This window comes from Pseudomonas sp. G5001, from assembly GCF_013385475.1.
Lineage (GTDB): Bacteria > Pseudomonadota > Gammaproteobacteria > Pseudomonadales > Pseudomonadaceae > Aquipseudomonas.
Window position 1 is genome coordinate 216,074 of record NZ_JACAPZ010000005.1, and the last position, 23,355, is coordinate 239,428.

Below are 23,355 nucleotides of genomic sequence, written 5' to 3' on the forward strand. Positions count from 1 at the left end.
CCGGGCGGCGTGTCATCTATCTAGGTTTAGCGTTGCGCTTGAGCGTTCAGTTCTGCGGTCGCTTGAGCGGCTGGCTCAGGCTTCACCGGATTCGCCGGCCAGGCCTTGCGGTCCAGGTCCAGGTCCGGGAACTTGCTGGAATCAAACACCGGGGTCTTGATGCCCGCAGCACGCTGGCCGTCGTAGTCATTCAGGATGCGCATGGCGATCTTGAACAGGAACGCCAGGGCGAACAGGTTGACGAACGCCAGCATGGTCATGGTGATGTCGGCGAAGGCGAACACGGTGCTCAGGTTCTCGATGGAACCCCAGAAAATCAGCACCAGCACCAGCGCGCGGTAGCCCATCAGCACCTTGCGGTTGTCGCCTACGATGAAGCGCAGGTTGCTCTCGCCGAGGTAGTAGTTGTACATGATCGAGGTGAACACGAACAACGCCAGGGCCACCGAGATGAACATCCGGCCCCAGTCACCCACCACCGCCGCCAGGGAGTTCTGGGTCAGGGCAATGCCGTCGCCTTCAAAGCCCGGGGTGTAGAAGCCCGAGAGCAGGATCAGCAGCGCGGTGCAGGTGCAGATGACGAAGGTGTCGAGGAACACGCTGAACGCCTGAACCACGCCTTGGGCGATCGGGTGTTCAACCGAGGCGACTGCCGCCACGTTAGGCGCACTGCCCAGGCCGGCTTCGTTGGCGAACACGCCGCGTTTCACACCCATGATGATCGCGCTGCCCACCAGGCCACCGAAGGCCTGGTCGAGGCCGAAAGCGCTCTTGACGATGGTCGCGAGCATGGCCGGCACGTGGTCGAATTGCAGCACGATCACGTACAGGGTCACCGCGATGTAGACCAGGGTCTTGACCGGCACCAGTAGGTCGGCGATCGAGGCGATACGCTTGATCCCGCCGATGAACACCAGGCCCAGCAGCACCGCCAGGGCGAGGCCGGTGTAGGTGGTGTCGAGGCCAAATGCATTGTTCAGCGAGTGGGTGACGGCGTGGGCTTGCAGGCCATTGAAGGCGAAGCCGAAAGTCACCAGCAGCAGGAACGCCATCACCATGCCCAGCCAGCGTTTGTGCAGGCCGTGCTGGATGTAATACGCCGGGCCACCACGGTAGGTGCCTTCAGCGTCGGTGCGTTTGTACAGTTGGCCGAGGGAGCACTCGATAAAGCTCGAAGACATGCCCACCAGAGCGGTGACCCACATCCAGAATACGGCGCCCGGGCCACCCAGGGTCACGGCAATGCCGACGCCAGCGATGTTGCCGGCACCCACGCGCCCGGCGAGGCTGAGCATCAGCGCCTGGAACGAACTGAGCTGGCCGGCGCTGCTTTTCAGGCTGTCGCGAAACACCGAAAACATGTGGAAAAAGTGACGCAACTGAACGAAACGCGAGCGGATCGTGAAGTAACCACCGAGCCCGACAATGAGCACGATCAATACTTTCCCTGAGAGGAAGTCGTTGATGACTTCTAGCATGGAGTGTTCCTCGCTGATTTTTCTAATGGCAAACGCAGGACGGTCCGACGCATCGCTCGGCACCAGGCTGTGCACGACGCTTCGACCCCAATCCTTTTGCGGGTGTTGTTATTCATGCGGTTTCGCGCTTCCCAGGGTCTCGTTACCGACGACCGCTGACGCGAAGAGGGGCGGCACTATACCTAGGAGTGGGTGATCCGTCTGCACGAGGCGATTAAAGGTTTCAGCCAAGGCGTTACGGGCAAGGCGGGTTTGTTGGGCGATCTTGGAGTTTTTATTGGCGTCATTTCACAACCTTGAGGCAAAAAAAAGGGCCTGAAGAACGAGCCTTCAGGCCCTCAAAAGGTGAGAGGTGTCTAGTCCCTCAACCTGGTGAGCGGTGCAACAAACGCTTAGGCCTTCAAGGGGACCAAACGTGGGGCAATCATGTTTTCGGGGCGCAGGATGTCGTCGAGCATGGCGTCGTCGAGCAAGCCTTCTTCGCGCACCAGTTCCAGCACGCCGCGGCCGCTTTCAAGGGCGATACGGGCGATGCGGGTGGCGTTTTCATAGCCGATGTACGGGTTCAGCGCGGTGACCAGGCCGATGGAGTGTTCCACCAGCTCGCGGCAGCGGGCTTCGTTGGCAGTGATGCCGACGATGCAGTGCTCGCGCAGCATGTCCATGGCGCGTTGCAGCAGGCGGATCGAGTCGAAGATCTTGTAGGCGATCAGCGGCTCCATCACGTTCAGTTGCAGCTGGCCGCCTTCGGCCGCGATGGTCAGCGCCAAATCGTTACCGATGATTTGGAACGCCACCTGGTTCACGGCTTCCGGGATCACCGGGTTGACCTTGCCGGGCATGATCGAGCTGCCTGGCTGACGCGCCGGCAGGTTGATTTCGTTGATGCCGGTGCGCGGGCCGCTGGACAGCAGGCGCAGGTCGTTGCAGATCTTCGACAGCTTCACCGCGGTACGCTTGAGCATGCCGGAGAACAGCACGAAAGCGCCCATGTCGGAGGTGGCTTCGATCAGGTCGGCAGCCGGTACCAGCGGCTGGCCGCTGATGGTCGCCAGGCGCTGGACGGCCAGGGCCTGGTAACGCGGGTCGGCGTTGATGCCGGTACCGATAGCGGTGCCGCCCAGGTTCACTTCGGTCAGCAGCTCAGGCGCCAGGGTCTTCAGGCGGGCCAGGTCTTCACCGAGGGTGGTGGCGAAGGCACGGAATTCCTGGCCGAGGGTCATCGGCACGGCGTCTTGCAGCTGGGTACGGCCCATTTTCAGGACGTGGCTGAATTCTTCACCCTTGGCAGCGAACGCCTGGATCAGGCTGTCGAGGCTGGCCAACAGCGCGTCGTGGCCCAGCAGCAGACCCAGGCGGATCGCGGTCGGGTAGGCGTCGTTGGTCGACTGCGCCATGTTCACGTCGTTGTTGGGGTGCAGGTATTGGTATTCGCCCTTGCTGTGGCCCATGGCCTCCAGCGCGATGTTGGCGATGACTTCGTTGGCATTCATGTTGGTTGAAGTGCCAGCGCCGCCTTGAATCATGTCCACCACGAACTCTTCGTGGAAATCGCCGCGGATCAGACGGGCACAGGCTTCGCTGATGGCAGCGTGCTTGGCTTCGCTGAGTTGGCCCAGCTCGCGGTTGGCGTCAGCAGCTGCCTGCTTGACCATTGCCAGGCCGACCACCAATTTCGGGTAATGCGAAATCGGAACGCCCGAGAGACGGAAGTTGTTCACCGCTCGCAGGGTCTGGATGCCGTAATACGCTTGAGCGGGTACTTCGAGTACGCCAAGCAGGTCTTTTTCTGTGCGGAAAGATGCAGCGGAGGACATGACGGAAATCATCTCGATATGGACCCGGGCTAGGCCGGAACGCTGTGAATGCTAGGCTTGCAGGAGATTTTGGGCCAATGCTGTTAAACACTGGCCTATGCATAAACGGCATAATGTCAGTGTGACCCCGTTACCATGACGGACGTGTGTGCCAAAATGGTGCGTGCCCCGGGAGGATGTGATGAACCTTGAAAGCAAATGGCTGGAAGACTTTAGCGCCCTGGCTGCCACCCGCAGCTTCTCCCAGGCGGCTGAGCGGCGCTTCGTCACCCAGCCGGCGTTCAGTCGGCGCATCCGCAGCCTGGAGGCGGCGCTGGGGCTGACCCTGGTCAATCGCTCGCGCACGCCGGTCGAACTGACGGCGGCGGGGCAGTTGTTCCTGGTCACCGCGCGGACCGTGGTCGAGCAACTCGGCGAGGTGCTGCGCCACCTGCATCACCTGGAAGGCGGGCAGGGTGAAGTCATGCAAGTGGCGGCGGCGCACTCCCTGGCCCTGGGTTTCTTCCCGCGCTGGATCGCGCAGTTGCGCAACGAAGGGCTGAACATTGCCACGCGGTTGGTCGCCACCAACGTGGGCGACGCCGTGCATGCGCTGCGTGAAGGCGGCTGCGATTTGATGCTGGCGTTCTACGACCCGGATGCGGCGATGCAGATGGACCCGGAGATCTTCCCGTCGCTGCACCTGGGCAACACCGAGATGCTGCCGGTGTGCGCCGCCGATGCCGACGGCAAGCCGCTGTTCGACCTGGAAGGCGAGGGCAGTGTGCCGCTGCTGGCCTACAGCGCCGGAGCTTTCCTGGGGCGCTCGGTAAACCTGTTGCTGCGCCAGCGGGCGCTGCGCTTTACCACGATTTACGAAACGGCCATGGCCGACAGCCTGAAAAGCATGGCCCTTGAGGGCTTGGGCATTGCCTGGGTGCCGCAGTTGAGCGTGCGCGCCGAGCTGGCCCGGGGTGAACTGGTGGTGTGCGGCGGCCCGCAATGGCATGTGCCGCTGGAGATCCGGTTGTATCGCTGTGCGTTGGTGCGCAAGGCGAACGTGCGGTTGTTGTGGCGCAAGCTGGAAGGCGGCGCGGCGCAGAATACCTGAGCCCACACAGATCAAATGTGGGAGCGGGCTTGCTCGCGAAAGCGTAGTGTCAGTCAACCCATCTGTGGCTGATCCACCGCATTCGCGAGCAAGCCCGCTCCCACATTAGTTTTCTGGTGTGTTCGCTGACCTGGAAGTCAATAAAACCGCCTGTTTGCGGTGTAAGACAGATGGTCATTCCAGGGGCTGTTTATCTGCGTTATTACGGTATACTGCGCGGCCTTCGGCCGGTCCAACCGGCCTTAATTCGTACAACAAGCCACGCTGGATTTCCCGCGTGGCTTGTTGTTTTTTGACGCGCCTGCGGGCGCCCAGAGAGAAGAGGCACGACGATGAGTGCATTGGTTGGCGTGATCATGGGCTCCAAGTCCGATTGGTCCACCCTTAGCCACACCGCCGATATGCTGGAAAAACTCGGCATTCCCTACGAAGTGAAGGTGGTTTCCGCCCACCGCACTCCGGATTTGCTGTTCCAGTATGCCGATGAAGCAGAATCCCGTGGCATCGAGGTAATCATCGCCGGTGCCGGCGGCGCAGCTCACCTGCCAGGCATGTGTGCAGCCAAGACTCACCTGCCAGTGCTGGGCGTACCGGTGCAGTCGTCGATGCTCTCGGGCGTGGATTCGCTGTTGTCCATCGTGCAGATGCCCGCCGGTATTCCGGTGGCCACCCTGGCGATCGGCAAGGCCGGCGCGATCAACGCTGCCTTGTTGTCCGCCAGCATCCTCGGCGCCAAGCACCCGCAGTTCCACGCGGCGCTGAAAAAATTCCGTGCTGAGCAGACAGACAGCGTCCTGGACAATCCAGACCCACGCATTGCCTGAGGTGGTTGATTGATGAAAATCGGTGTAATCGGTGGCGGCCAACTGGGCCGCATGCTGGCCCTGGCGGGTACGCCGCTGGGGATGAACTTCGCTTTCCTGGATCCGGCACCAGATGCCTGCGCAGCTGCGCTGGGTGAACACCTGCGTGCGGACTACAGCGACCCGGATCACCTGCGCCAACTGGCCGATGAAGTCGACCTGGTGACCTTCGAGTTCGAAAGCGTCCCGGCTGAAACCGTGGCCTTCCTGTCGCAGTTCGTGCCGGTATACCCGAGCGCCGAAGCCTTGCGCATCGCTCGTGACCGCTGGTTCGAGAAGAGCATGTTCAAGGACCTGGGCATCCCGACACCGGCTTTCGCCGACATCCAGTCCCAGGCTGACCTGGACGCCGCAGTCGCCTCCATCGGCCTGCCGGCCGTGTTGAAGACCCGCACCCTGGGTTACGACGGCAAGGGCCAGAAAGTCCTGCGCACCGCCGCCGACGTGGTCGGTACCTTCGCCGAACTGGGCAGCGTCGGCTGCCTGCTGGAAGGCTTCGTGCCGTTCACCGGTGAAGTCTCGCTGATTGCCGTGCGTGCCCGCGATGGCGAAACGCGTTTCTACCCGCTGGTGCACAACACCCACGACAGCGGCATCCTCAAGCTGTCCGTGGCCAGCACCGATCACCCGCTGCAAGCCCTGGCCGAAGATTATTCGAGCCGTGTGCTGAAGCAACTGGATTACGTCGGCGTGATGGCGTTCGAGTTCTTTGAAGTCGACGGTGGCCTCAAAGCCAACGAAATCGCCCCGCGCGTGCACAACTCCGGGCACTGGACCACCGAAGGCGCCGAGTGCAGCCAGTTCGAAAACCACCTGCGGGCGGTAGCGGGCTTGCCATTGGGCTCCACGGCAAAAGTCGGCGAGAGCGCCATGCTCAACTTCATCGGCGTGGTGCCGCCGGTTGATCGCGTGATCGCGATTGATGACTGCCATCTGCATCACTACGGCAAGGCGTTCAAGGCCGGGCGCAAGGTCGGCCACGCCAACCTGCGCTGCAAGGATCGCGCGACGCTGCAAGCGCAGATCCTCAAGGTCGAAGCGCTGATCGCCGAGCAATAACCCAAGGCCGGGCGGAACCATTGGTACCCGCCACCCTCTGATTGCAGGAAGCCAAAGTCTGACTAGGCTTTGACTGAATTCACTTCAATCAGAGGGAAATGCCATGGGTATCATTGGGACCATCTTTATCGGTTTGATCGTCGGCCTGCTGGCGCGTTTCCTGAAGCCAGGCGACGACAGCATGGGCTGGATCATGACCATCCTGCTGGGTATCGCCGGTTCGCTGGTTGCGACTTATGGTGGCCAGGCACTGGGCATCTATCAGGCGGGCCAGGGCGCAGGCTTCATTGGTGCGCTGGTGGGTGCCGTGGTGCTGCTGGTGATCTACGGTCTGCTGAAAAAGAAGTAATTTAGCGACCAGGCCCTCTGCGCTGCGCAGGCGCAGAGGGCTAGAATGCCGGCACTGTAATCCTTGCCGAGCCTCTCCATGCGCCGTCTCCTGTTATCCCTTCTTCTATGCACCGGGTTGGCCCACGCTGGCGAACTGCCGGAAACCGACTGGCTGGAACTGATGCCCAAGTCGGACCAGAAAGCCCTCGAAGAAATGCCGGAAATCGACCACAACTCCCCGGAAGCCCAAGGCACGTTCACCGCAAAGGGTGGCCTGAAGCAGAGCAAGGGTTTGCCGGCGGTTATGTATTCCACCAAGACGGTGGCTGCCATGAACGGCAAGAATATTCGCATTGGCGGCTACCCCGTGCCGCTGGAAACCGACGCCAAGGGCCGCAGCACGCTGTTCTTCCTGGTGCCTTATCCGGGCGCCTGCATCCACGTGCCGCCACCGCCGCCCAACCAGTTGGTGCTGGTGCGTTATCCCAAGGGCTTGAAGCTGGATGACATCTACACGCCGCTGTGGGTGACGGGCACGCTGAAGGTGGAGAAGGTCAACAATGACCTGGCCGATGCGGCGTATGCGTTGGATGCGGGGAAGGTGCGGGCGGTCAAGGAATCGGATCTCTGATCTGATGCAGAACCTAATGTGGGAGCGGGCTTGCTCGCGAATGCGGTGTGTCAGTCAGCACATGCACTAACTGGAACACCGCATTCGCGAGCAAGCCCGCTCCCACATTTTTGATTGGGGTTACAGGGCGATACCGCTGATGCTCACGCCCAGGGTATGGCTTTCACCCGGCGCCAGCGTCACCACATCGTCCAGCACATTCGCGGTCTCGATGCACAACATGCCCTGCCAGCCGTCGTCGGCCATGTCGCTGAAAGCCTTGGCACGTTCAGTCCACGGGTTCCAGATTACCGTCGAGCGCGAGCCTGTGCTGGTGAGTTGAACGCGGCGCTGCCAATCTTTATCGACGATGTTCACTTGAGTCGGGGTGTCGAGGTAGATGCGGTCGGTCTCGGCGGTGAAGTGCAGCAGCCCGGATTGCTGCTTTGGGGTCCAGCCGTCGGCGGTATCGATATAGTCCCGCCCGTCCAGGCCGTCGACCTGCACGTTGCGTACATCGCTGACCGCAAAATAGCTGTGCAGCGCCTGGCTGAGGCTGACGGTCTCGGCGCCGTGGTTGTGGCTGGTCAGGCGGATGTGCAGTTGATCATCCAGCAGGATGCTCATCTTCAGGTCGACCTGATGCGGCCAACCCGGGAAGCCACCTTCAGGCACCGGCAGCTCCAGCTCAACCCTCAGCGCTGTACCTTCAGCCTCAACGCCAGCCAACGTCCAGTCAGCGGTCCGCACGAAACCATGGGCACCGGCCGGCTCGGCGCCCTGGTACATGGCCTTGACGCTCTGCGGGTTGCGGTCGAATACGCCAAACCACGGCCAGCACACCGGCACGCCGGTACGAATGCCTTTGCCTTTCTTGAACAGCACCTGATCGTTGGGCCAGATGATTGGCTTCTCGCCAGCGCGCTGGTAGCTGACGATATGCGCACCTTGCTGGGCCACCACCAATTCGGCGCCGTTGTGGCGGATGCGCCAAGCGTTCAGCTCATCCAGTTTTACGGTTTCAATGTTGGGCGTAGACATAGGCGCGCGCTCTCAATGGCAGACAATGGGGCAATGGACCGTCAAAACGTCGCGATGTTTAACGCGCCCGCGACGGAACCGAGCGGGTCCGGCCGCTGCCATCGATGGCAACGAACACAAACACCGCCTCGGTGACTTTGCGCCATTCGCTGGACAGCGGGTCGTCGCTCCACACTTCGACCATCATCTGGATCGAGCTGCGGCCGATTTCCAGGGCTTGGGTGTAGAAGGACAACTGCGCGCCGACGGCCACGGGCACCAGGAATGCCATGCGATCAATCGCCACGGTGGCTACGCGGCCACCGGCAACCTTGCTCGCCATGGCGGTGCCGGCCAGGTCCATCTGCGCGACCAGCCAGCCGCCGAAGATGTCGCCGAAACCGTTGGTCTCACGCGGGAGTGCGGTGATTTGCAGGGCGAGATCGCCTTGCGGGATAGGATCTTCTTGTTCGAGTTCGATCATGCCGGTGCCTCTGACCCGTGACGCTTCATGGGTATTTCAAGTGGATAGCCGTCTTCTGGAAAAACGTTTCAGCACCAACATACACCGCTCGATGCGTTTCTCGTAAGGCGTACTAAAGGGAAACTCTGCCAAATCGGCTGGTGTATAACCAACGGCGTTTTGGCACAGCAGCCCCTCAAGGATGCGGGTCTGGCGCTTGCAAGGGCCGAGTATATCGAGCCGTCGGCGCCACGACGACCTCCCGACGCTCATTTGGTCGGTAAATAGACGCTGTATCGCGGCTTTTTCCGGCAACTGTGCTCCTGCTCATATTAATTGCCCGTCTGCTACGGAAATATTTCGCGGATCTGAACTGTTAACGGCTCAACGCTGTGCTTTTTCAAGCGATTTGCTATCTTGCCAAGCCTGCCGCAAGTCCCGGGCTTGCCGTCCTGACTACTATAAGAGAAGCCTTGCCATGTCCTCCGTGCCCGCAAGCAGTGCGCAACCGTCGCGCCCGCTGACCCGCAACGACTACAAAACCCTGTCGCTGTCTGCCTTGGGCGGGGCGCTGGAGTTCTACGACTTCATCATCTTCGTATTTTTTGCGACGGTAGTCGGGAAGCTGTTCTTCCCGGCGGACATGCCCGAATGGCTGCGCATGATGCAGACCTTCGGCATCTTCGCCGCCGGCTACCTGGCGCGGCCGCTGGGCGGGATCATCATGGCGCACTTCGGCGACCTGCTGGGGCGCAAGAAGATGTTCACCCTGAGCATCTTCATGATGGCCGTGCCGACCCTGATCATGGGCCTGCTGCCGACTTACGCGCAGATCGGCCTGTGGGCGCCGATCCTGTTGCTGCTGATGCGCGTGATCCAGGGCGCGGCGATTGGCGGTGAAGTGCCGGGCGCGTGGGTGTTCGTGTCCGAGCACGTGCCGCCCCGTCACATCGGTTATGCCTGCGGCACCCTGACCAGCGGCCTGACGGCCGGCATCCTGTTGGGTTCGCTGGTGGCCACCGCCATCAACACGCTCTACAGCCCGGAACAGGTGTCGGATTACGCCTGGCGCATTCCGTTCCTGCTGGGGGGTGTGTTCGGCCTGTTGTCGGTGTACCTGCGTCGCTGGCTGCACGAAACCCCGATCTTCGCCGAGATGCAGCAGCGCAAGACCCTGGCGGCCGAGCTGCCGTTGCGCGCGGTGTTGCGTGACCATCGTGGCGCCATCGTACTGTCGATGCTGTTGACCTGGCTGCTGTCGGCCGGTGTGGTCGTGGTTATCCTGATGACGCCGACCGTGCTGCAAACGATCTACCACTTCAGCCCAACGGTGGCGCTGCAGGCCAATAGCCTGGCCATCGTCACCCTGAGCCTGGGGTGTATCGCTTCCGGCGCCCTGGCCGACCGTTTTGGTGCCGGGCGCGTGCTGATCATCGGTTGTGCCTTGTTGCTGGCAACGTCCTGGACGCTCTATCACAGCCTGATGGCTCACCCGGACTGGCTGTTCCCGCTGTACGCCTTGACCGGCCTGTTTGTAGGCACCATTGGCGTGGTGCCCTATGTCATGGTGAAAGCGTTCCCGCCGGTGGTGCGTTTCAGCGGTTTGTCGTTCTCCTACAACGTCGCCTACGCCGTATTCGGTGGCCTGACGCCGTTAGCGGTGTCGCTGCTGATGAAGGAAAGCCCGATGGGCCCTGCTTACTACGTGGCGGCCCTGTGCGTGATGGGGATGGCGGTGGGTGGGTACCTGTGGAAGCGCGGGCGCTGACACGTTTTTGAAAACTGCCGGACAACCTTGTGGCGAGGGAGCTTGCTCCCGTTGAACTGCGCAGCGGTTCCATTCTGGGGACCGCTACGCGACCCAACGGGAGCAAGCTCCCTCGCCACAGATTTTGCCTTACAACGATTACAGATTGTTTCCACGAAATCGCTCCAACCTCCTCGCAAGCCCCGGATTTATTGGCGTTTCTCCTTCCTGTCAGCTTTTTCATAAATGCTGGCCTTTCATCTAATTGTCATATTCCAGACATAGAGTGTTCACACGGCCTACCGATACTTGGCCCCGATCCAACTATCCCTATCTGCTAGGAGCAAGGCATGAAACTGAAACGTTTGATGGCGGCAATGACTTTTGTCGCTGCTGGCGTTGCGACCGCTAACGCGGTAGCCGCTGGTGTTGACCCGGCGATTCCGGCTTACGTGAAGACCACTGGTGTGTCGGGCAACCTGTCCAGCGTTGGTTCCGATACCCTGGCAAACCTGATGACCCTGTGGGCTGAGGGTTACAAAAAGGAATACCCGAACGTCAACATCCAGATTCAGGCCGCCGGCTCCGCCACTGCACCTCCTGCACTGACTGAAGGCACCTCCAACCTGGGCCCGATGAGCCGCAAGATGAAGGACACCGAGCTGGCTGCCTTCGAGCAGAAGTACGGCTACAAGCCAACCGCGATCCCGGTTGCCGTGGATGCCCTGGCCGTGTTCGTGCACAAGGACAACCCGATCCAGCACCTGACCATGGAACAAGTCGACGCGATCTTCTCCTCGACTCGTCTGTGCGGCGCCAAGGCTGACGTCAAGACCTGGGGCGACCTGGGCGTGACCGGCGACCTGGCCAACAAGCCAGTGCAACTGTTCGGTCGCAACTCGGTATCCGGCACCTACGGCTACTTCAAGGAAGAAGCCCTGTGCAAAGGCGACTACAAGCCTAACGTGAACGAACAACCTGGTTCGGCGTCGGTTGTGCAGTCCATCAGCTCCTCGCTGAACGGCATCGGTTACTCGGGCATCGGTTACAAAACCGCCAGCGTGAAAACCGTGGCCCTGGCCAAGAAAGGCAGCACTGACTTCATCGAAGACAGCGAAGAAAACGCCCTGAACGGCAAATACCCGCTGTCGCGCTTCCTCTACGTCTACGTCAACAAAGCCCCGAACAAGCCTCTGGCCCCGCTGGAAGCCGAGTTCGTGAAGCTGGTTCTGTCCAAACAGGGCCAGGAAGTGGTAGTGAAAGACGGCTACATCCCGCTGCCAGCCAAAGTTGCCGCCAAGGCACTGGCTGACCTGGGCCTGAAAGAAGGTGGCAAATAAGCCGCCGGTAAACCTGCCTTGAACCGCGGTTTACCCACGGTTCAAGGCCCGGGCGGGGTCTGTAAGACCTGGACCTCGCCTCCCATTTTTTAATCCGCTGCCAGCCCTGCTACGCGGCGGATTTCTTGCGTCACTGCATTGTCATCTTTCTGTCATACAGGATCGCTAGGGTGTGCGCATGAATGATCTGGCCAATTCCACCATGACGACGACTTCTCCCCCCAAGCGCATTGATTTCAATACGCCTGAGCTGCAACGCAAGCGCCGCATTCGCGCGCTCAAGGATCGCCTGACCCGCTGGTACGTGCTGATTGGCGGCCTCGCCGTCCTGGGCGCGATCACCTTGATCTTCTTCTTCCTCGCCTACGTGGTCGCGCCGCTGTTCCACGGCGCCAACCTGACCAAGGAAGAGGCCCTCGCGCCTGCCTGGCTGCAGGACGCCGGCAAGCCGCTGATGATCTCCATGGAAGAACAGAACCAGGTCGCCATGCGGGTTTCCGACAAGGGCCAGGCGCTGTTCTTCAACGTTGACACGGGTGCCGAACTCAAGCGCGTTGACCTGCCGTTGCCGGCGGGCGTGACAGTCGCCTCCATTGGTGAAGACCAGCCCGGCAGCCCGCTGGTGATCCTCGGCCTGTCCAACGGCCAGTCCCTGGTGTTCCGCCACACCTATAAAGTGTCGTACCCGGACGGCAAGAAGACCATCTCGCCCGCCGTCGAATACCCTTACGGCGAAACACCGATCGTCCTCGACGAACAGGGCCGCTCCCTTGAGCATGTCGCCTTGAATGCGACCGACTCGACGCTGGTGGTGGCTGGTTCCAGTGGTGCCCATCTGAACGTGCTGTCCATCAGCCGTGAAGAAAACATGATGACCGAGGAAGTCACCACCGAGCAGAAACGCATCGAGCTGCCGCAAATGACCGAGCCGGTCAAAGCCATCTTCGTTGATCCGCGCCAGCAGTGGCTGTACGTGATCAACGGTCGCGCCCAGGCCGACGTTTTCAGCCTGCGGGACAAGAGCCTCAACGGTCGCTACAAATTATTGGAAGACGGCGTGGCGCAAGTCACGGCCAGCACCCAGCTGGTGGGCGGCATCTCGCTGATCATCGGTAACTCCAGCGGTGGCCTGGCGCAGTGGTTCATGGCCCGCGACCCGGACGGCGAACAACGCCTGAAGCAGATCCGTACCTTCCAGATGGGCACCGCGCCTATCGTTGAAATCACTGCTGAAGAACGTCGCAAAGGCTTCACCGCCCTCGACGCTTCCGGCAAGTTCGGCGTGTTCCACAGCACTGCCCACCGTACGTTGCTGGTGGACCAGGTGGTCGACGGCAACGGTATCTTCGGCATGTCGCCACGGGCCAACCGGGTGATCGTCGAGGCCGGCGGCAAGCTTCAACCGCTGCTGCTGGACAACCCGCACCCGGAAGTTTCCTGGAGCGCGCTGTGGAGCAAGGTCTGGTACGAAAACTACGACGAACCTAAATACGTCTGGCAATCGACCGCCGCCAACACCGATTTCGAACCCAAGATGAGCCTGGCGCCCCTGACCTTCGGTACCCTGAAGGCCGCGTTCTACGCCATGCTGCTGGCCGCACCACTGGCCGTTGCCGCTGCGATCTACACCGCTTACTTCATGGCCCCGAGCCTGCGCCGCAAGGTCAAGCCGGTGATCGAATTGATGGAAGCGATGCCGACGGTGATCCTCGGCTTCTTCGCCGGCCTGTTCCTGGCGCCGTATGTCGAAGGGCATTTGCCGGGGATTTTCAGCCTGCTGATGCTGCTGCCGATCGGCATCCTGGTGGCCGGCTTCGTCTTCAGCCGCCTGCCTGAGTCGATCCGCCTGCGGGTCCCGGATGGCTGGGAAAGCGCGATCCTGATCCCGGTCATCCTGTTTGTGGGCTGGCTCTCGTTGTACATGAGCCCGTACCTGGAAACCTGGTTCTTCGGCGGCGACATGCGCATGTGGATCTCCCACGACCTGGGCATCACCTACGACCAGCGCAACGCCCTGGTAGTCGGCCTGGCCATGGGTTTCGCGGTGATCCCGAACATCTACTCCATCGCCGAAGACGCCGTGTTCAGCGTGCCGCGCGGCCTGACCCTGGGCTCCCTGGCCCTGGGCGCCACGCCATGGCAGACCATGACCCGCGTCGTGATCCTGACCGCCAGCCCAGGCATCTTCTCGGCGCTGATGATCGGCATGGGCCGCGCGGTCGGTGAAACCATGATCGTGCTGATGGCCACCGGCAACACGCCGGTGATGGAGATGAACCTGTTTGAAGGCCTGCGCACCCTGGCAGCCAACGTCGCGGTGGAAATGCCCGAATCGGAAGTCGGCGGCAGCCACTACCGCGTGCTGTTCCTCTCGGCGCTGGTGCTGCTGCTGTTCACCTTCATCATGAACACCCTCGCCGAGCTGATTCGTCAGCGTCTGCGCAAGAAATACTCGTCGCTTTAAGAAAGGTAGAAGTCTGTGAAACAGAACTCCCTGAATGGATGGTTCAAGAGCGGCGCCCCGGGCGTCTGGATCAGCGGTGGCGCGGTGTCCATCGCGGTCATCATGACCATTGGTTTGCTGGCCGTGATTGCCGTGCGTGGCCTGGGCCACTTCTGGCCGGCCGACCTGATCCAGGCCAACTACAACGTGCCGGGCCAGGAAAATCACATCGTCGTCGGCGAAGTGGTGCAGAAAGAAGAAGTGCCCCGCGAGCGCCTGAAAAGCGCTGGCTTGCCGGTGCCGGACCAAGGCCCGGAGTTCATGACCCGCGAGCTGATCAAGGTCGGCAACCGTGACTTGAACGGCAATGACTTCACCTGGATCGTCGGCGAGTGGCTGACCAACCAGACCAAGCCGGTCGAGTTGATGGCCATCGAGCGTCGTGAGTGGGGCAACTTCTACGGCACCCTGGTCAACGTCAAGCAGGACGGCAAGGTGATCGCCGAAGGCGAGGCGGCCTGGCCGGAACTGCAAGCCCGCGTGGACCGCGTCAACAAGCTCGCGGCCCAGCTCAAGACCCTCGAGAAGTCCGACATCGGCGCCATCAACGCCGGCCTCGAACGAATCCGCCTGCACGGTCGCAAGCTGGAGCTGGAAGGCAAGCTGGACGCCACCGCCCAGGCCGACATGGACAGCGGCCGCGCCGAACTGAACAACCGCTACAAGGACATCGAAGCCCGCCTGGCCGACCTGCACACCCAGTTCAACCGCGACAGCCTGACCGCCCGCGATGCCAACGGCAAAGAAATCGAAATCGGCATTGGCAAGGTGGTGCACGCTTACCAGCCGAACGCCATGGGCTACATGACCAAGGTTGGTTTCTACTTCAGCAAGGTCTGGGAATTCCTCAGCGACGATCCACGGGAAGCCAACACCGAAGGCGGGATTTTCCCGGCGATCTTCGGCACCGTGATGATGACCCTGATCATGGCGATGATCGTGACCCCGTTCGGCGTGCTGGCGGCGGTGTACCTGCGTGAATACGCCAAGCAGAACACCCTGACGCGGATCATCCGCATCGCGGTGAACAACCTGGCCGGTGTACCCGCCATCGTTTACGGCGTGTTCGGCCTTGGCTTCTTTGTGTACGTACTGGGCGGCTCGGTTGACCGGCTGTTCTTCGCCGAAGCCTTGCCGGCACCGACTTTCGGTACGCCTGGCCTGCTCTGGGCGTCCCTGACCCTGGCGCTGCTGGCGGTACCCGTGGTGATCGTGGCCACCGAAGAAGGCCTGGCGCGTATCCCTCGCACCGTACGTGAAGGTTCTCTGGCACTGGGCGCGACCAAGGCGGAAACGCTGTGGAAGATCGTGCTGCCGATGGCCAGCCCGGCGATGATGACCGGCATGATCCTCGCCGTGGCCCGCGCCGCGGGTGAAGTGGCGCCGCTGATGCTGGTGGGTGTGGTGAAACTGGCGCCGTCGCTGCCGGTGGACGGCAACTACCCGTACCTGCACCTGGACCAGAAGATCATGCACCTGGGCTTCCATATCTATGACGTCGGCTTCCAGAGCCCCAACGTCGAAGCCGCGCGGCCGCTGGTGTACGCCACCGCCTTGCTGCTGGTGCTGGTGATCGCCACGCTCAACTTGTCGGCGGTGTGGATTCGTAACCACCTGCGCGAAAAATACAAAGCGCTGGACAGTTAATTGAAGTGAACGCGGACTAAATGTGGGAGCGGGCTTGCTCGCGAATGCGGTGTATCAGTCATACATGGGTCAACTGACCTGACGCCTTCGCGAGCAAGCCCGCTCCCACAAAACGAATTGGTAGCACAGGGAGCATCCCATGCAACATGAAACCCATTCCCACGGCATCAACATGTCAGCCCTGGGTCGCGACAAGCAGAGCCTGAGCCTGGCCCAGGAAACCGTGGCCATCGAAGTCCCGGGCCTGAGCCTGTACTACGGCGACAAGCAGGCGCTGTACGACGTCAGCATGAACATTCCGAAGCAGCGCGTGACCGCCTTCATCGGCCCGTCCGGTTGCGGCAAGTCGACCCTGCTGCGCACCTTCAACCGGATGAACGATCTGGTGGACGGCTGCCGCGTCGAGGGCGCGATCAACCTGTACGGCACCAACATCTACCGCAAGGGCGAAGACGTGGCCGAGCTGCGGCGCCGGGTGGGCATGGTGTTCCAGAAGCCCAACCCGTTTCCCAAGACCATCTACGAAAACGTGGTCTACGGCCTGCGCATCCAGGGCATCAACAAAAAGCGCGTCCTCGACGAAGCCGTTGAGTGGGCACTGAAAGGCGCGGCGCTGTGGGACGAGGTCAAGGATCGCCTGCACGAGTCGGCCCTCGGTTTGTCCGGCGGCCAGCAGCAACGTCTGGTGATCGCCCGCACCATCGCCGTGGAGCCGGAAGTGCTGCTGCTCGATGAACCGTGCTCGGCACTCGACCCCATCTCCACGTTGAAAGTCGAAGAGCTGATCTACGAACTCAAATCCAAGTTCACCATCGTCATCGTGACCCACAACATGCAACAGGCGGCGCGGGTTTCCGACTACACCGCGTTCATGTACATGGGCAAGCTGGTGGAATTTGGCGACACCGATACCCTGTTCACCAACCCGGCGAAGAAGCAGACCGAAGACTACATCACCGGTCGCTACGGCTAGCAGGTGGCTGGTTGCTCACTGAACTGATGCTGCGGTCGACCGCACCTTACTGGACGTTCCAAGGACGCCAACATGATTAGCAAAGAAGGCCTTACCCATCACATCTCCGCGCAGTTCAACGCCGAGCTTGAGGAGGTGCGCAGCCACCTCCTGGCCATGGGCGGGCTGGTGGAGAAGCAAGTCAACGACGCCGTCACCGCGCTGATCGAGGCCGACTCGGGCCTGGCCCAGCAAGTGCGCGAGATCGATGACCAGATCAACCAGATGGAACGCAACATCGACGAAGAATGCCTGCGCATCCTGGCCCGTCGTCAGCCGGCGGCGTCCGACCTGCGTTTGATCATCAGCATCTCCAAGTCGGTGATCGACCTGGAGCGCATCGGTGACGAAGCCACCAAGATCGCCCGCCGCGCCATCCAGTTGTGTGAGGAAGGCGAAGCGCCGCGTGGTTATGTCGAAGTGCGCCACATCGGTGACCAGGTGCGCAACATGGTTCGCGACGCCCTCGACGCGTTTGCCCGTTTCGACGCCGAGCTGGCGTTGTCGGTGGCCCAATACGACAAGACCATCGACCGCGAATACAAGACGGCGCTGCGCGAACTGGCAACCTACATGATGGAAGACCCGCGCTCTATCTCGCGGGTACTGAGCATCATCTGGGTACTGCGTTCGCTGGAACGCATCGGCGACCACGCACGCAACATCTCGGAACTGGTGATTTACCTGGTGCGGGGTACCGACGTGCGGCACATGGGCCTCAAGCGGATGAAAGCAGAAGTTGAAGGTACGACCGATCAAATCCCTAATGTTCCGGGCGTTCCTGACGATAAGTAAGATTGCCCGAGAAATAAACGCCCGGCCTTTGGTCGGGCGTTTTCGTTTGTGGTGTTGGAATTTTTGGCAAAACGCCATCAGCGAAGCGTTATGCTTGCCGGGGTTTTTATAGGATGAAGGGTCGATGAGCAAAGTCAGTGTATTGGTGGTGGATGACGCCTCGTTTATTCGCGACCTGGTGAAGAAGTGCCTGCGTAACTACTTCCCGGGGATCAAGATCGAAGATGCGGTGAACGGCAAAAAGGCCCAGGCCATCCTGATGCGCGAAACCTTCGACATGGTGCTGTGCGACTGGGAAATGCCGGAAATGTCCGGCCTGGAACTGTTGACCTGGTGCCGTGAACAGCCTCATCTCAAAGCCATGCCTTTCGTCATGGTGACCAGCCGTGGCGACAAGGAAAACGTGGTGCAGGCGATCCAGGCCGGGGTTTCCGGCTACGTCAGCAAGCCATTCACCAACGAGCAGTTGCTGAACAAGGTCAAGCAGGCACTGAACAAGATTGGCCGCCTCGACGCGCTGATCGCCAGCGCACCGACCAAGATGAACTCGGCGTTCGGTAACGATTCCCTCAGCGCCCTCACTGGTGGCAAGCCTGACGCAGTCAAGCCGGCCCCGGTGGCGGCGCCCAGCAAAGGCCTGCTCAACAGCCCGCCGGTGCAGGTGGCTGCGGCAGCGTCGCCTGCCAGCGGTCGTGGCCAGGGCCAGTTGCGCTTGTCCAGTGGCACCCAGCAGTGTGTGATCAAGGCCCTGAGCATCAAGGAGGCGCTGCTGGTGGTGCGTCGTGGTGAAATCCTGCCTCAGGTACTGGAAAGCGCCGTGCTCGACCTGGAGCAGGGTGAGAACGCTGAAGTGGCGCGTCTGAATGGCTACCTGCATGCCGTGGTGGCCTACGAGCCCAAGCCCGACAGTGACTGGCTGCAACTGACCTTCCGGTTTATCGACCAGGATGCGCAGAAGCTCGACTACATCTCGCGGCTGATCGCCCGCGGGACTGCACAGAAGCATTTTGTGCCGGGTGCGTGACTTGATGGGGTCTCCAAAAAACCTGTGGCGAGGGGGCTTGTCCCCCGTTGGGCTGCGTAGCGGCCCCAAACCCTGTAATTGAGTTCTGCCTGACCCTGCGCGATAACTCTACTGGGGCCGCTGCGCAGCCCAACGGGGGACAAGCCCCCTCGCCACAGGGTTAGTGTTTGGTTCACATAGCACTGTCATGATCCCTTGTTAGCCTGCCATTCAGTCGTCCCTGGCAGGCCAACCCGATGCTCGTGCGCTCACTGCTGCTGTGTGGACTGTTCGCCGTTGTCATGCCGGCGATGTCCATGACCCTCTACAAATCCATCGACGCCGACGGCGCTGTGGTCTTCAGCGACCGGTACACGCCCGGGGCGCAGGCGTTTGTGTATCAGGAGCGGGTGATTCCCAGGCCTGTATATCCGTCGCAACCCGCTTCCTATCGTTATCCCTTGCCCTGGCGTGGCGGTCCGTTCCGTCTCACCCAAGGCCCCAACGGTACCTTCAGCCACTCCGAGCTCAAAAGCCGTTATGCGATGGACATTGCCATGCCTGAAGGCACGCCAATCATCGCGGCACGTGGCGGTGTCGTACTGAAAACCGAGAACGAGCAGAGCGGGCGCGGCAGCGATCCATCGGGCAATTTCGTGCGGGTGCAGCACGATGACGGCACGCAAGGCGTGTACCTGCACCTCAAGCAAGGGTCGGTCAGCGTCAGGGAAGGGCAGCGCGTGGCGGTGGGCAGCCCGCTGGCGCTGTCGGGCAATACCGGCAACAGCAGCGGGCCGCATCTGCATTTTGTGGTGCAGCGCACGACGGCGTCGGGGCTGGTGTCGATTCCCTATGAATTCAACCAACCGGTGCAGGCGTTGCCCAACTTTGCGCTGGGCACGCGGTAAGGCTTTTGTAGGAGCGAGCTTGCTCGCGAAAAACCTGAGGGCGCTGCCGGGTGTCAGGGTCCCAGCGTTATTGTTAACGTCCTTCGCGAGCAAGCTCGCTCCTACAGGGGGTGTGCCCTAGTCGAGCAATAGCACCTTGGCCAACACGATCTTCGGCCCTTTCATCTTCTTGATGATGATGCGCAGGCCTTCGACTTCCAGCACTTCTTCCTCTTCCGGCACCCGCTTCAGGGTGTCGTAGATCAGCCCGGCCAGGGTTTCGGCTTCGATGTGGTCCAGGTCGACGCCCAGCAGGCGCTCCACCTTGAACAGCGGCGTGTCGCCACGCACCAGCAATTTGCCCGGCTGGTAAGCGAGGATGCCGCGCTCGGCCTTGCGGTGTTCGTCCTGGATGTCGCCTACCAGTACTTCCAGTACGTCTTCCATGGTCAGGTAGCCGATGACCTTGCCGTCGGCCTCTTCCACCAGGGCGAAGTGCGCGCCGCCTTTACGGAACTGCTCGAGCAGTTGCGACAGCGGCATATGGCGCGATACGCGTTCCAGCGGGCGGGTCAGCTCGGCCAGGTTGAACGACTCGGGAATGTGGTCCAGGGCCGCCAGTTCCAGCAGCAGGTCCTTGATGTGCAGCAGGCCGACGAACTCGTTGCGCACGGCGTCGTACACCGGGTAGCGGCTGAACTTGTGGCGACGGAACAGCGCCAGGATTTCCTTGAGCGGTGCGTTGAAGTCCAGGGTCACCAGGTCTTCCCGAGAGTTGGCCCAGTCCACCACTTCCAGCTCGCCCATTTCCACGGCGGAGGCCAACACGCGCATGCCTTGGTCGCTCGGGTCCTGGCCACGGCTGGAGTGCAGGATCAGTTTCAGTTCTTCACGGCTGTAATGGTGCTCGTGGTGCGGGCCAGGCTCGCCTTGGCCGGCGATGCGCAGGATGGCGTTGGCACTGGCGTTGAGCAGGTAGATCGCCGGGTACATGGCCCAGTAGAACAGGTACAGCGGCACGGCGGTCCACAGCGACAGCAACTCGGGCTTGCGAATGGCCCAGGACTTGGGCGCCAGTTCACCAACCACGATGTGCAGGTACGAGATCACGAAGAAGGCGGCAAAGAACGACACGCCCTTGATCACTTCCGGCGACTGCACACCGATCGCCCCCAGCAACGGCTCGAGGATGTGCGCGAAGGCCGGCTCACCGACCCAGCCCAGGCCCAGGGAGGCGAGAGTGATACCCAACTGGCAGGCCGACAGATAGGCGTCGAGCTGGCTGTGTACGGTGCGCAGGATCTGCCCGCGCCAGCCGTTCTTGTGGGCGATGGCCTCGACCCGGGTCGAGCGCAGTTTGACCATGGCAAATTCCGCCGCAACGAAAAAGCCGTTGAGCAGTACCAGGATCAGTGCAAAAAGAATCATGCCGAAGTCGGCGAAGAGTGTCGCGAGGGTGATGCCAGGGGAAGGGTCCATGATGGGGTTTTGCGGGTTCCGTCTAATCGAAAAGGGTGAGCAGGTGGGCCTGAAAGGCAGGCGCAAGTCCGCCAATGTAGCGGCTGACGGGGCGCTTGCCTAGTGGCGGCTGCCGGGCGGAGGGTCACTCGTCCTGATGAAGGGCCCGGGAACGTGTCACCTGGGCCGGCGGGAAATGGCAGGTAAAGGTACTGCCGTGGCCGAGCACGCTACTGATTTCCAGCCGCGCGCGATGGCGCAGCAGCACATGTTTGACGATGGCCAGGCCGAGCCCGGTGCCGCCGGTGTTGGAGTTGCGGCTGGAGTCGACGCGGTAGAAACGCTCGGTGAGGCGCGGCAAATGCTTGGCGTCGATGCCCATCCCGGAGTCCTGCACGCTGAGGTGTGCGCCCTGGTCGTCGGCCCACCAGCGGATACGGATGTTGCCTTTGTCCTGGGTGTATTTGACGGCGTTGAACACCAGGTTGGAAAACGCGCTGCGCAGCTCGCCCTCGCTGCCCTTGAGCAGGATCGATGGGTCGGCTTCAAGGGTGATCTGCTGTTCACGCTGCCCGGACAATGCCTGGGCGTCGCTCTTGATCGTCTGCAACAGGCTTTGCACCGGCACCGGATGGTTGTCCGAGGGGTAATCGGTGGCTTCGAGCTTGGCCAGCAACAGCAGGTCGTTGAGCAGGGTTTGCATGCGCGAGCCTTGCTGCTGCATCTGTTGCAGGGCACGGGTCCAGCGCGGGTTCACGTCTTCGACGTTATCGAGCAGCGTCTCCAGATAACCGCAGATCACTGTCAGCGGTGTGCGCAGTTCGTGGGAGACGTTGGCGACGAAGTCCTTGCGCATCTGTTCCAGCTGATGGATGCGTGTGACATCGCGCACCAGCATCAAATGTTCGTTATTGCCGTAGCGCGTCAGGTACAGCTGGATACGCACGCGGTCGTTGGTCGGTGACGGGATTTCCAGGGCTTCTTCGTAGTTGTCCTGCTCGAAATACTCCTTGAAACGCGGGTGGCGCACCAGGTTGGTCACCGGCTGGCCGCTGTCCTGGGGCGTCTTGAGACCCAGCAAGGTCTCTGCGGCGCGGTTCCACCATTCCAGGTTGCCGTCGCTGTCGAGCATGATCACCGCGTCTTTCAGTGCGGCGGTGGACTCCTGCACCCGGTCGATCACCGCTTGCAGGCGCCCGCGTACACGCTGGTCGCGGCGTTGCAAGTGGTAGATGCTGTCGAATACCTCGCCCCACAGGCCGTAGCCGTCGGGTGGTGCTTCGTCGGGTTTGTGCTGGCGCAGCCATTCGTGCAGGCGCAGCAGTTGCTTGAGGGTCCAGCCCAGGTAAAGGCCCAGGCCGACGGCCAGGCTCCAGCCGTAATAGCCGCTGACCAGGCCCACCAGCAGGCAGCCGGTGATCAACAGGAGCATGTGGCGGATCAGGGTGCCATGCCAGTTTTGGTTCACTTAAACACGCGTCCTTTCAGCTGTCTGGGCAGTTCGGGCTGGCTCAGCCTTTGGTGGAAAACCGGTAGCCGGTGCCGCGCACGGTTTGTACCAGATTCTCGTAAGCGTCGCCCAAGGCTTTGCGCAGGCGGCGGATATGCACGTCGACGGTGCGCTCCTCCACATACACGTTGCCGCCCCAGACCTGGTCCAGCAGTTGGCCGCGGGTGTAGGCGCGCTCCTGGTGGGTCATGAAGAATTGCAGCAGGCGGTATTCGGTGGGGCCCATCTCGGCGGGTTTGCCGTCGATGGTTACGCGGTGGCTGATCGGGTCAAGGATCAGGCCGTCGACTTCGATCGGCGCTTCACCATCGGTGGGGCCGGCACGGCGCAGAACGGCTTTCAGACGGGCGACCAGTTCCCGTGGGGAAAAGGGCTTGGTGATGTAGTCATCGGCGCCGACTTCCAGGCCCTGGATCTTGTTGTCCTCTTCGCCCTTGGCGGTGAGCATGATGATCGGGATATCCCCGGTCAGCTCGTCACGCTTGAGGCGGCGGGCCAGTTCGATGCCGGAGGTGCCGGGCAGCATCCAGTCCAGCAGGATCAGGTCCGGCTTGCGGTCGACGATAATGGCATGGGCCTGCTGGGAGTTCTCCGCCTCCAGGCAGTCATAGCCGGCCATTTCCAACGCAACGGCGATCATCTCGCGAATGGGCGCTTCGTCGTCAACGATCAGAATGCTCCTGCCAACCATGCTAAATCCTCTTGTCATTTAACTGTCTTGCG

General features: G+C 61.5%; 20 protein-coding genes. 13 read left to right on the forward strand and 7 right to left on the reverse strand.

Translation table 11 applies throughout. The features are described from left to right. Positions 1–26: 26 nt before the first annotated feature. On the reverse strand, positions 27–1,478 hold the full coding sequence (locus HX805_RS02350; RefSeq protein ID WP_003213417.1) for a sodium:alanine symporter family protein: 1,452 nt from the start codon (positions 1,476–1,478) through the stop codon (positions 27–29). 392 nt (positions 1,479–1,870) lie between these two features. Continuing rightward, positions 1,871–3,295, reverse strand: a complete 1,425-nt coding sequence (gene aspA / locus HX805_RS02355; RefSeq protein WP_003213415.1) for an aspartate ammonia-lyase — start codon at positions 3,293–3,295, stop codon at positions 1,871–1,873. Positions 3,296–3,476: 181 nt separating this feature from the next. Here aspA and HX805_RS02360 point away from each other — a divergent pair, with 181 nt between their 5' ends. From HX805_RS02360 to HX805_RS02380, 5 genes are all read left to right on the forward strand, one after another. Beyond that, positions 3,477–4,385: a LysR substrate-binding domain-containing protein gene (locus tag HX805_RS02360; RefSeq protein ID WP_003213413.1), complete on the forward strand. Its 909-nt coding sequence runs from the start codon at positions 3,477–3,479 to the stop codon at positions 4,383–4,385. 332 nt (positions 4,386–4,717) lie between these two features. Beyond that, on the forward strand, positions 4,718–5,209 hold the full coding sequence (gene purE / locus HX805_RS02365; protein WP_003213411.1) for a 5-(carboxyamino)imidazole ribonucleotide mutase: 492 nt from the start codon (positions 4,718–4,720) through the stop codon (positions 5,207–5,209). Between the two features lie 12 nt (positions 5,210–5,221). Beyond that, positions 5,222–6,307: a 5-(carboxyamino)imidazole ribonucleotide synthase gene (locus tag HX805_RS02370; protein ID WP_102370181.1), complete on the forward strand. Its 1,086-nt coding sequence runs from the start codon at positions 5,222–5,224 to the stop codon at positions 6,305–6,307. 103 nt (positions 6,308–6,410) lie between these two features. Beyond that, entirely contained in the window at positions 6,411–6,656 is a 246-nt protein-coding gene (locus HX805_RS02375; protein ID WP_003213408.1) for a GlsB/YeaQ/YmgE family stress response membrane protein, read from the forward strand. A gap of 78 nt (positions 6,657–6,734) precedes the next feature. After that, positions 6,735–7,268 carry a DUF3299 domain-containing protein gene (locus HX805_RS02380; protein ID WP_023659290.1) on the forward strand — a complete coding sequence of 178 codons (534 nt, stop codon included), beginning with the start codon at positions 6,735–6,737 and terminating at the stop codon, positions 7,266–7,268. 120 nt (positions 7,269–7,388) lie between these two features. Here the strand turns inward: HX805_RS02380 and HX805_RS02385 are convergent, their stop codons facing one another. Beyond that, positions 7,389–8,288, reverse strand: coding sequence for a D-hexose-6-phosphate mutarotase (locus tag HX805_RS02385; protein ID WP_177116572.1), 900 nt, complete (start codon positions 8,286–8,288; stop codon positions 7,389–7,391). Positions 8,289–8,346: 58 nt separating this feature from the next. Beyond that, positions 8,347–8,751 (reverse strand): acyl-CoA thioesterase, encoded by a 405-nt coding sequence (locus HX805_RS02390; protein ID WP_003176975.1) that lies wholly within the window; start codon positions 8,749–8,751, stop codon positions 8,347–8,349. 457 nt (positions 8,752–9,208) lie between these two features. Here HX805_RS02390 and HX805_RS02395 point away from each other — a divergent pair, with 457 nt between their 5' ends. From HX805_RS02395 to HX805_RS02430, 8 genes are all read left to right on the forward strand, one after another. Then, entirely contained in the window at positions 9,209–10,498 is a 1,290-nt protein-coding gene (locus HX805_RS02395; RefSeq protein ID WP_003213403.1) for an MFS transporter, read from the forward strand. A 329-nt stretch (positions 10,499–10,827) separates the two neighbouring features. Continuing rightward, entirely contained in the window at positions 10,828–11,817 is a 990-nt protein-coding gene (locus HX805_RS02400; protein WP_003213401.1) for a phosphate ABC transporter substrate-binding protein PstS, read from the forward strand. 430 nt (positions 11,818–12,247) lie between these two features. Continuing rightward, positions 12,248–14,281 (forward strand): ABC transporter permease subunit, encoded by a 2,034-nt coding sequence (locus HX805_RS02405; protein WP_173406109.1) that lies wholly within the window; start codon positions 12,248–12,250, stop codon positions 14,279–14,281. A gap of 15 nt (positions 14,282–14,296) precedes the next feature. After that, on the forward strand, positions 14,297–15,967 hold the full coding sequence (gene pstA, locus HX805_RS02410; RefSeq protein WP_008439475.1) for a phosphate ABC transporter permease PstA: 1,671 nt from the start codon (positions 14,297–14,299) through the stop codon (positions 15,965–15,967). A gap of 139 nt (positions 15,968–16,106) precedes the next feature. Then, complete coding sequence (gene pstB / locus HX805_RS02415; protein WP_003213395.1) at positions 16,107–16,940, forward strand: phosphate ABC transporter ATP-binding protein PstB; 834 nt, start codon at positions 16,107–16,109, stop codon at positions 16,938–16,940. A 72-nt stretch (positions 16,941–17,012) separates the two neighbouring features. Next, positions 17,013–17,774, forward strand: coding sequence for a phosphate signaling complex protein PhoU (phoU, locus tag HX805_RS02420; protein ID WP_003213392.1), 762 nt, complete (start codon positions 17,013–17,015; stop codon positions 17,772–17,774). Positions 17,775–17,898: 124 nt separating this feature from the next. Further along, complete coding sequence (locus HX805_RS02425; protein WP_003213389.1) at positions 17,899–18,798, forward strand: response regulator; 900 nt, start codon at positions 17,899–17,901, stop codon at positions 18,796–18,798. A gap of 236 nt (positions 18,799–19,034) precedes the next feature. Then, positions 19,035–19,685 (forward strand): M23 family metallopeptidase, encoded by a 651-nt coding sequence (locus HX805_RS02430; protein WP_134327543.1) that lies wholly within the window; start codon positions 19,035–19,037, stop codon positions 19,683–19,685. Positions 19,686–19,802: 117 nt separating this feature from the next. On the opposite strand, the gene HX805_RS02435 is transcribed toward HX805_RS02430, so the two are convergent. The 3 genes from HX805_RS02435 to phoB form a co-directional block, all read right to left on the reverse strand. Beyond that, on the reverse strand, positions 19,803–21,143 hold the full coding sequence (locus HX805_RS02435) for a hemolysin family protein (protein WP_003213385.1): 1,341 nt from the start codon (positions 21,141–21,143) through the stop codon (positions 19,803–19,805). A gap of 124 nt (positions 21,144–21,267) precedes the next feature. After that, entirely contained in the window at positions 21,268–22,590 is a 1,323-nt protein-coding gene (gene phoR / locus HX805_RS02440; protein WP_177116573.1) for a phosphate regulon sensor histidine kinase PhoR, read from the reverse strand. 43 nt (positions 22,591–22,633) lie between these two features. Next, positions 22,634–23,323 carry a phosphate regulon transcriptional regulator PhoB gene (phoB, locus tag HX805_RS02445; protein WP_003195617.1) on the reverse strand — a complete coding sequence of 230 codons (690 nt, stop codon included), beginning with the start codon at positions 23,321–23,323 and terminating at the stop codon, positions 22,634–22,636. Positions 23,324–23,355 lie beyond the last annotated feature (32 nt).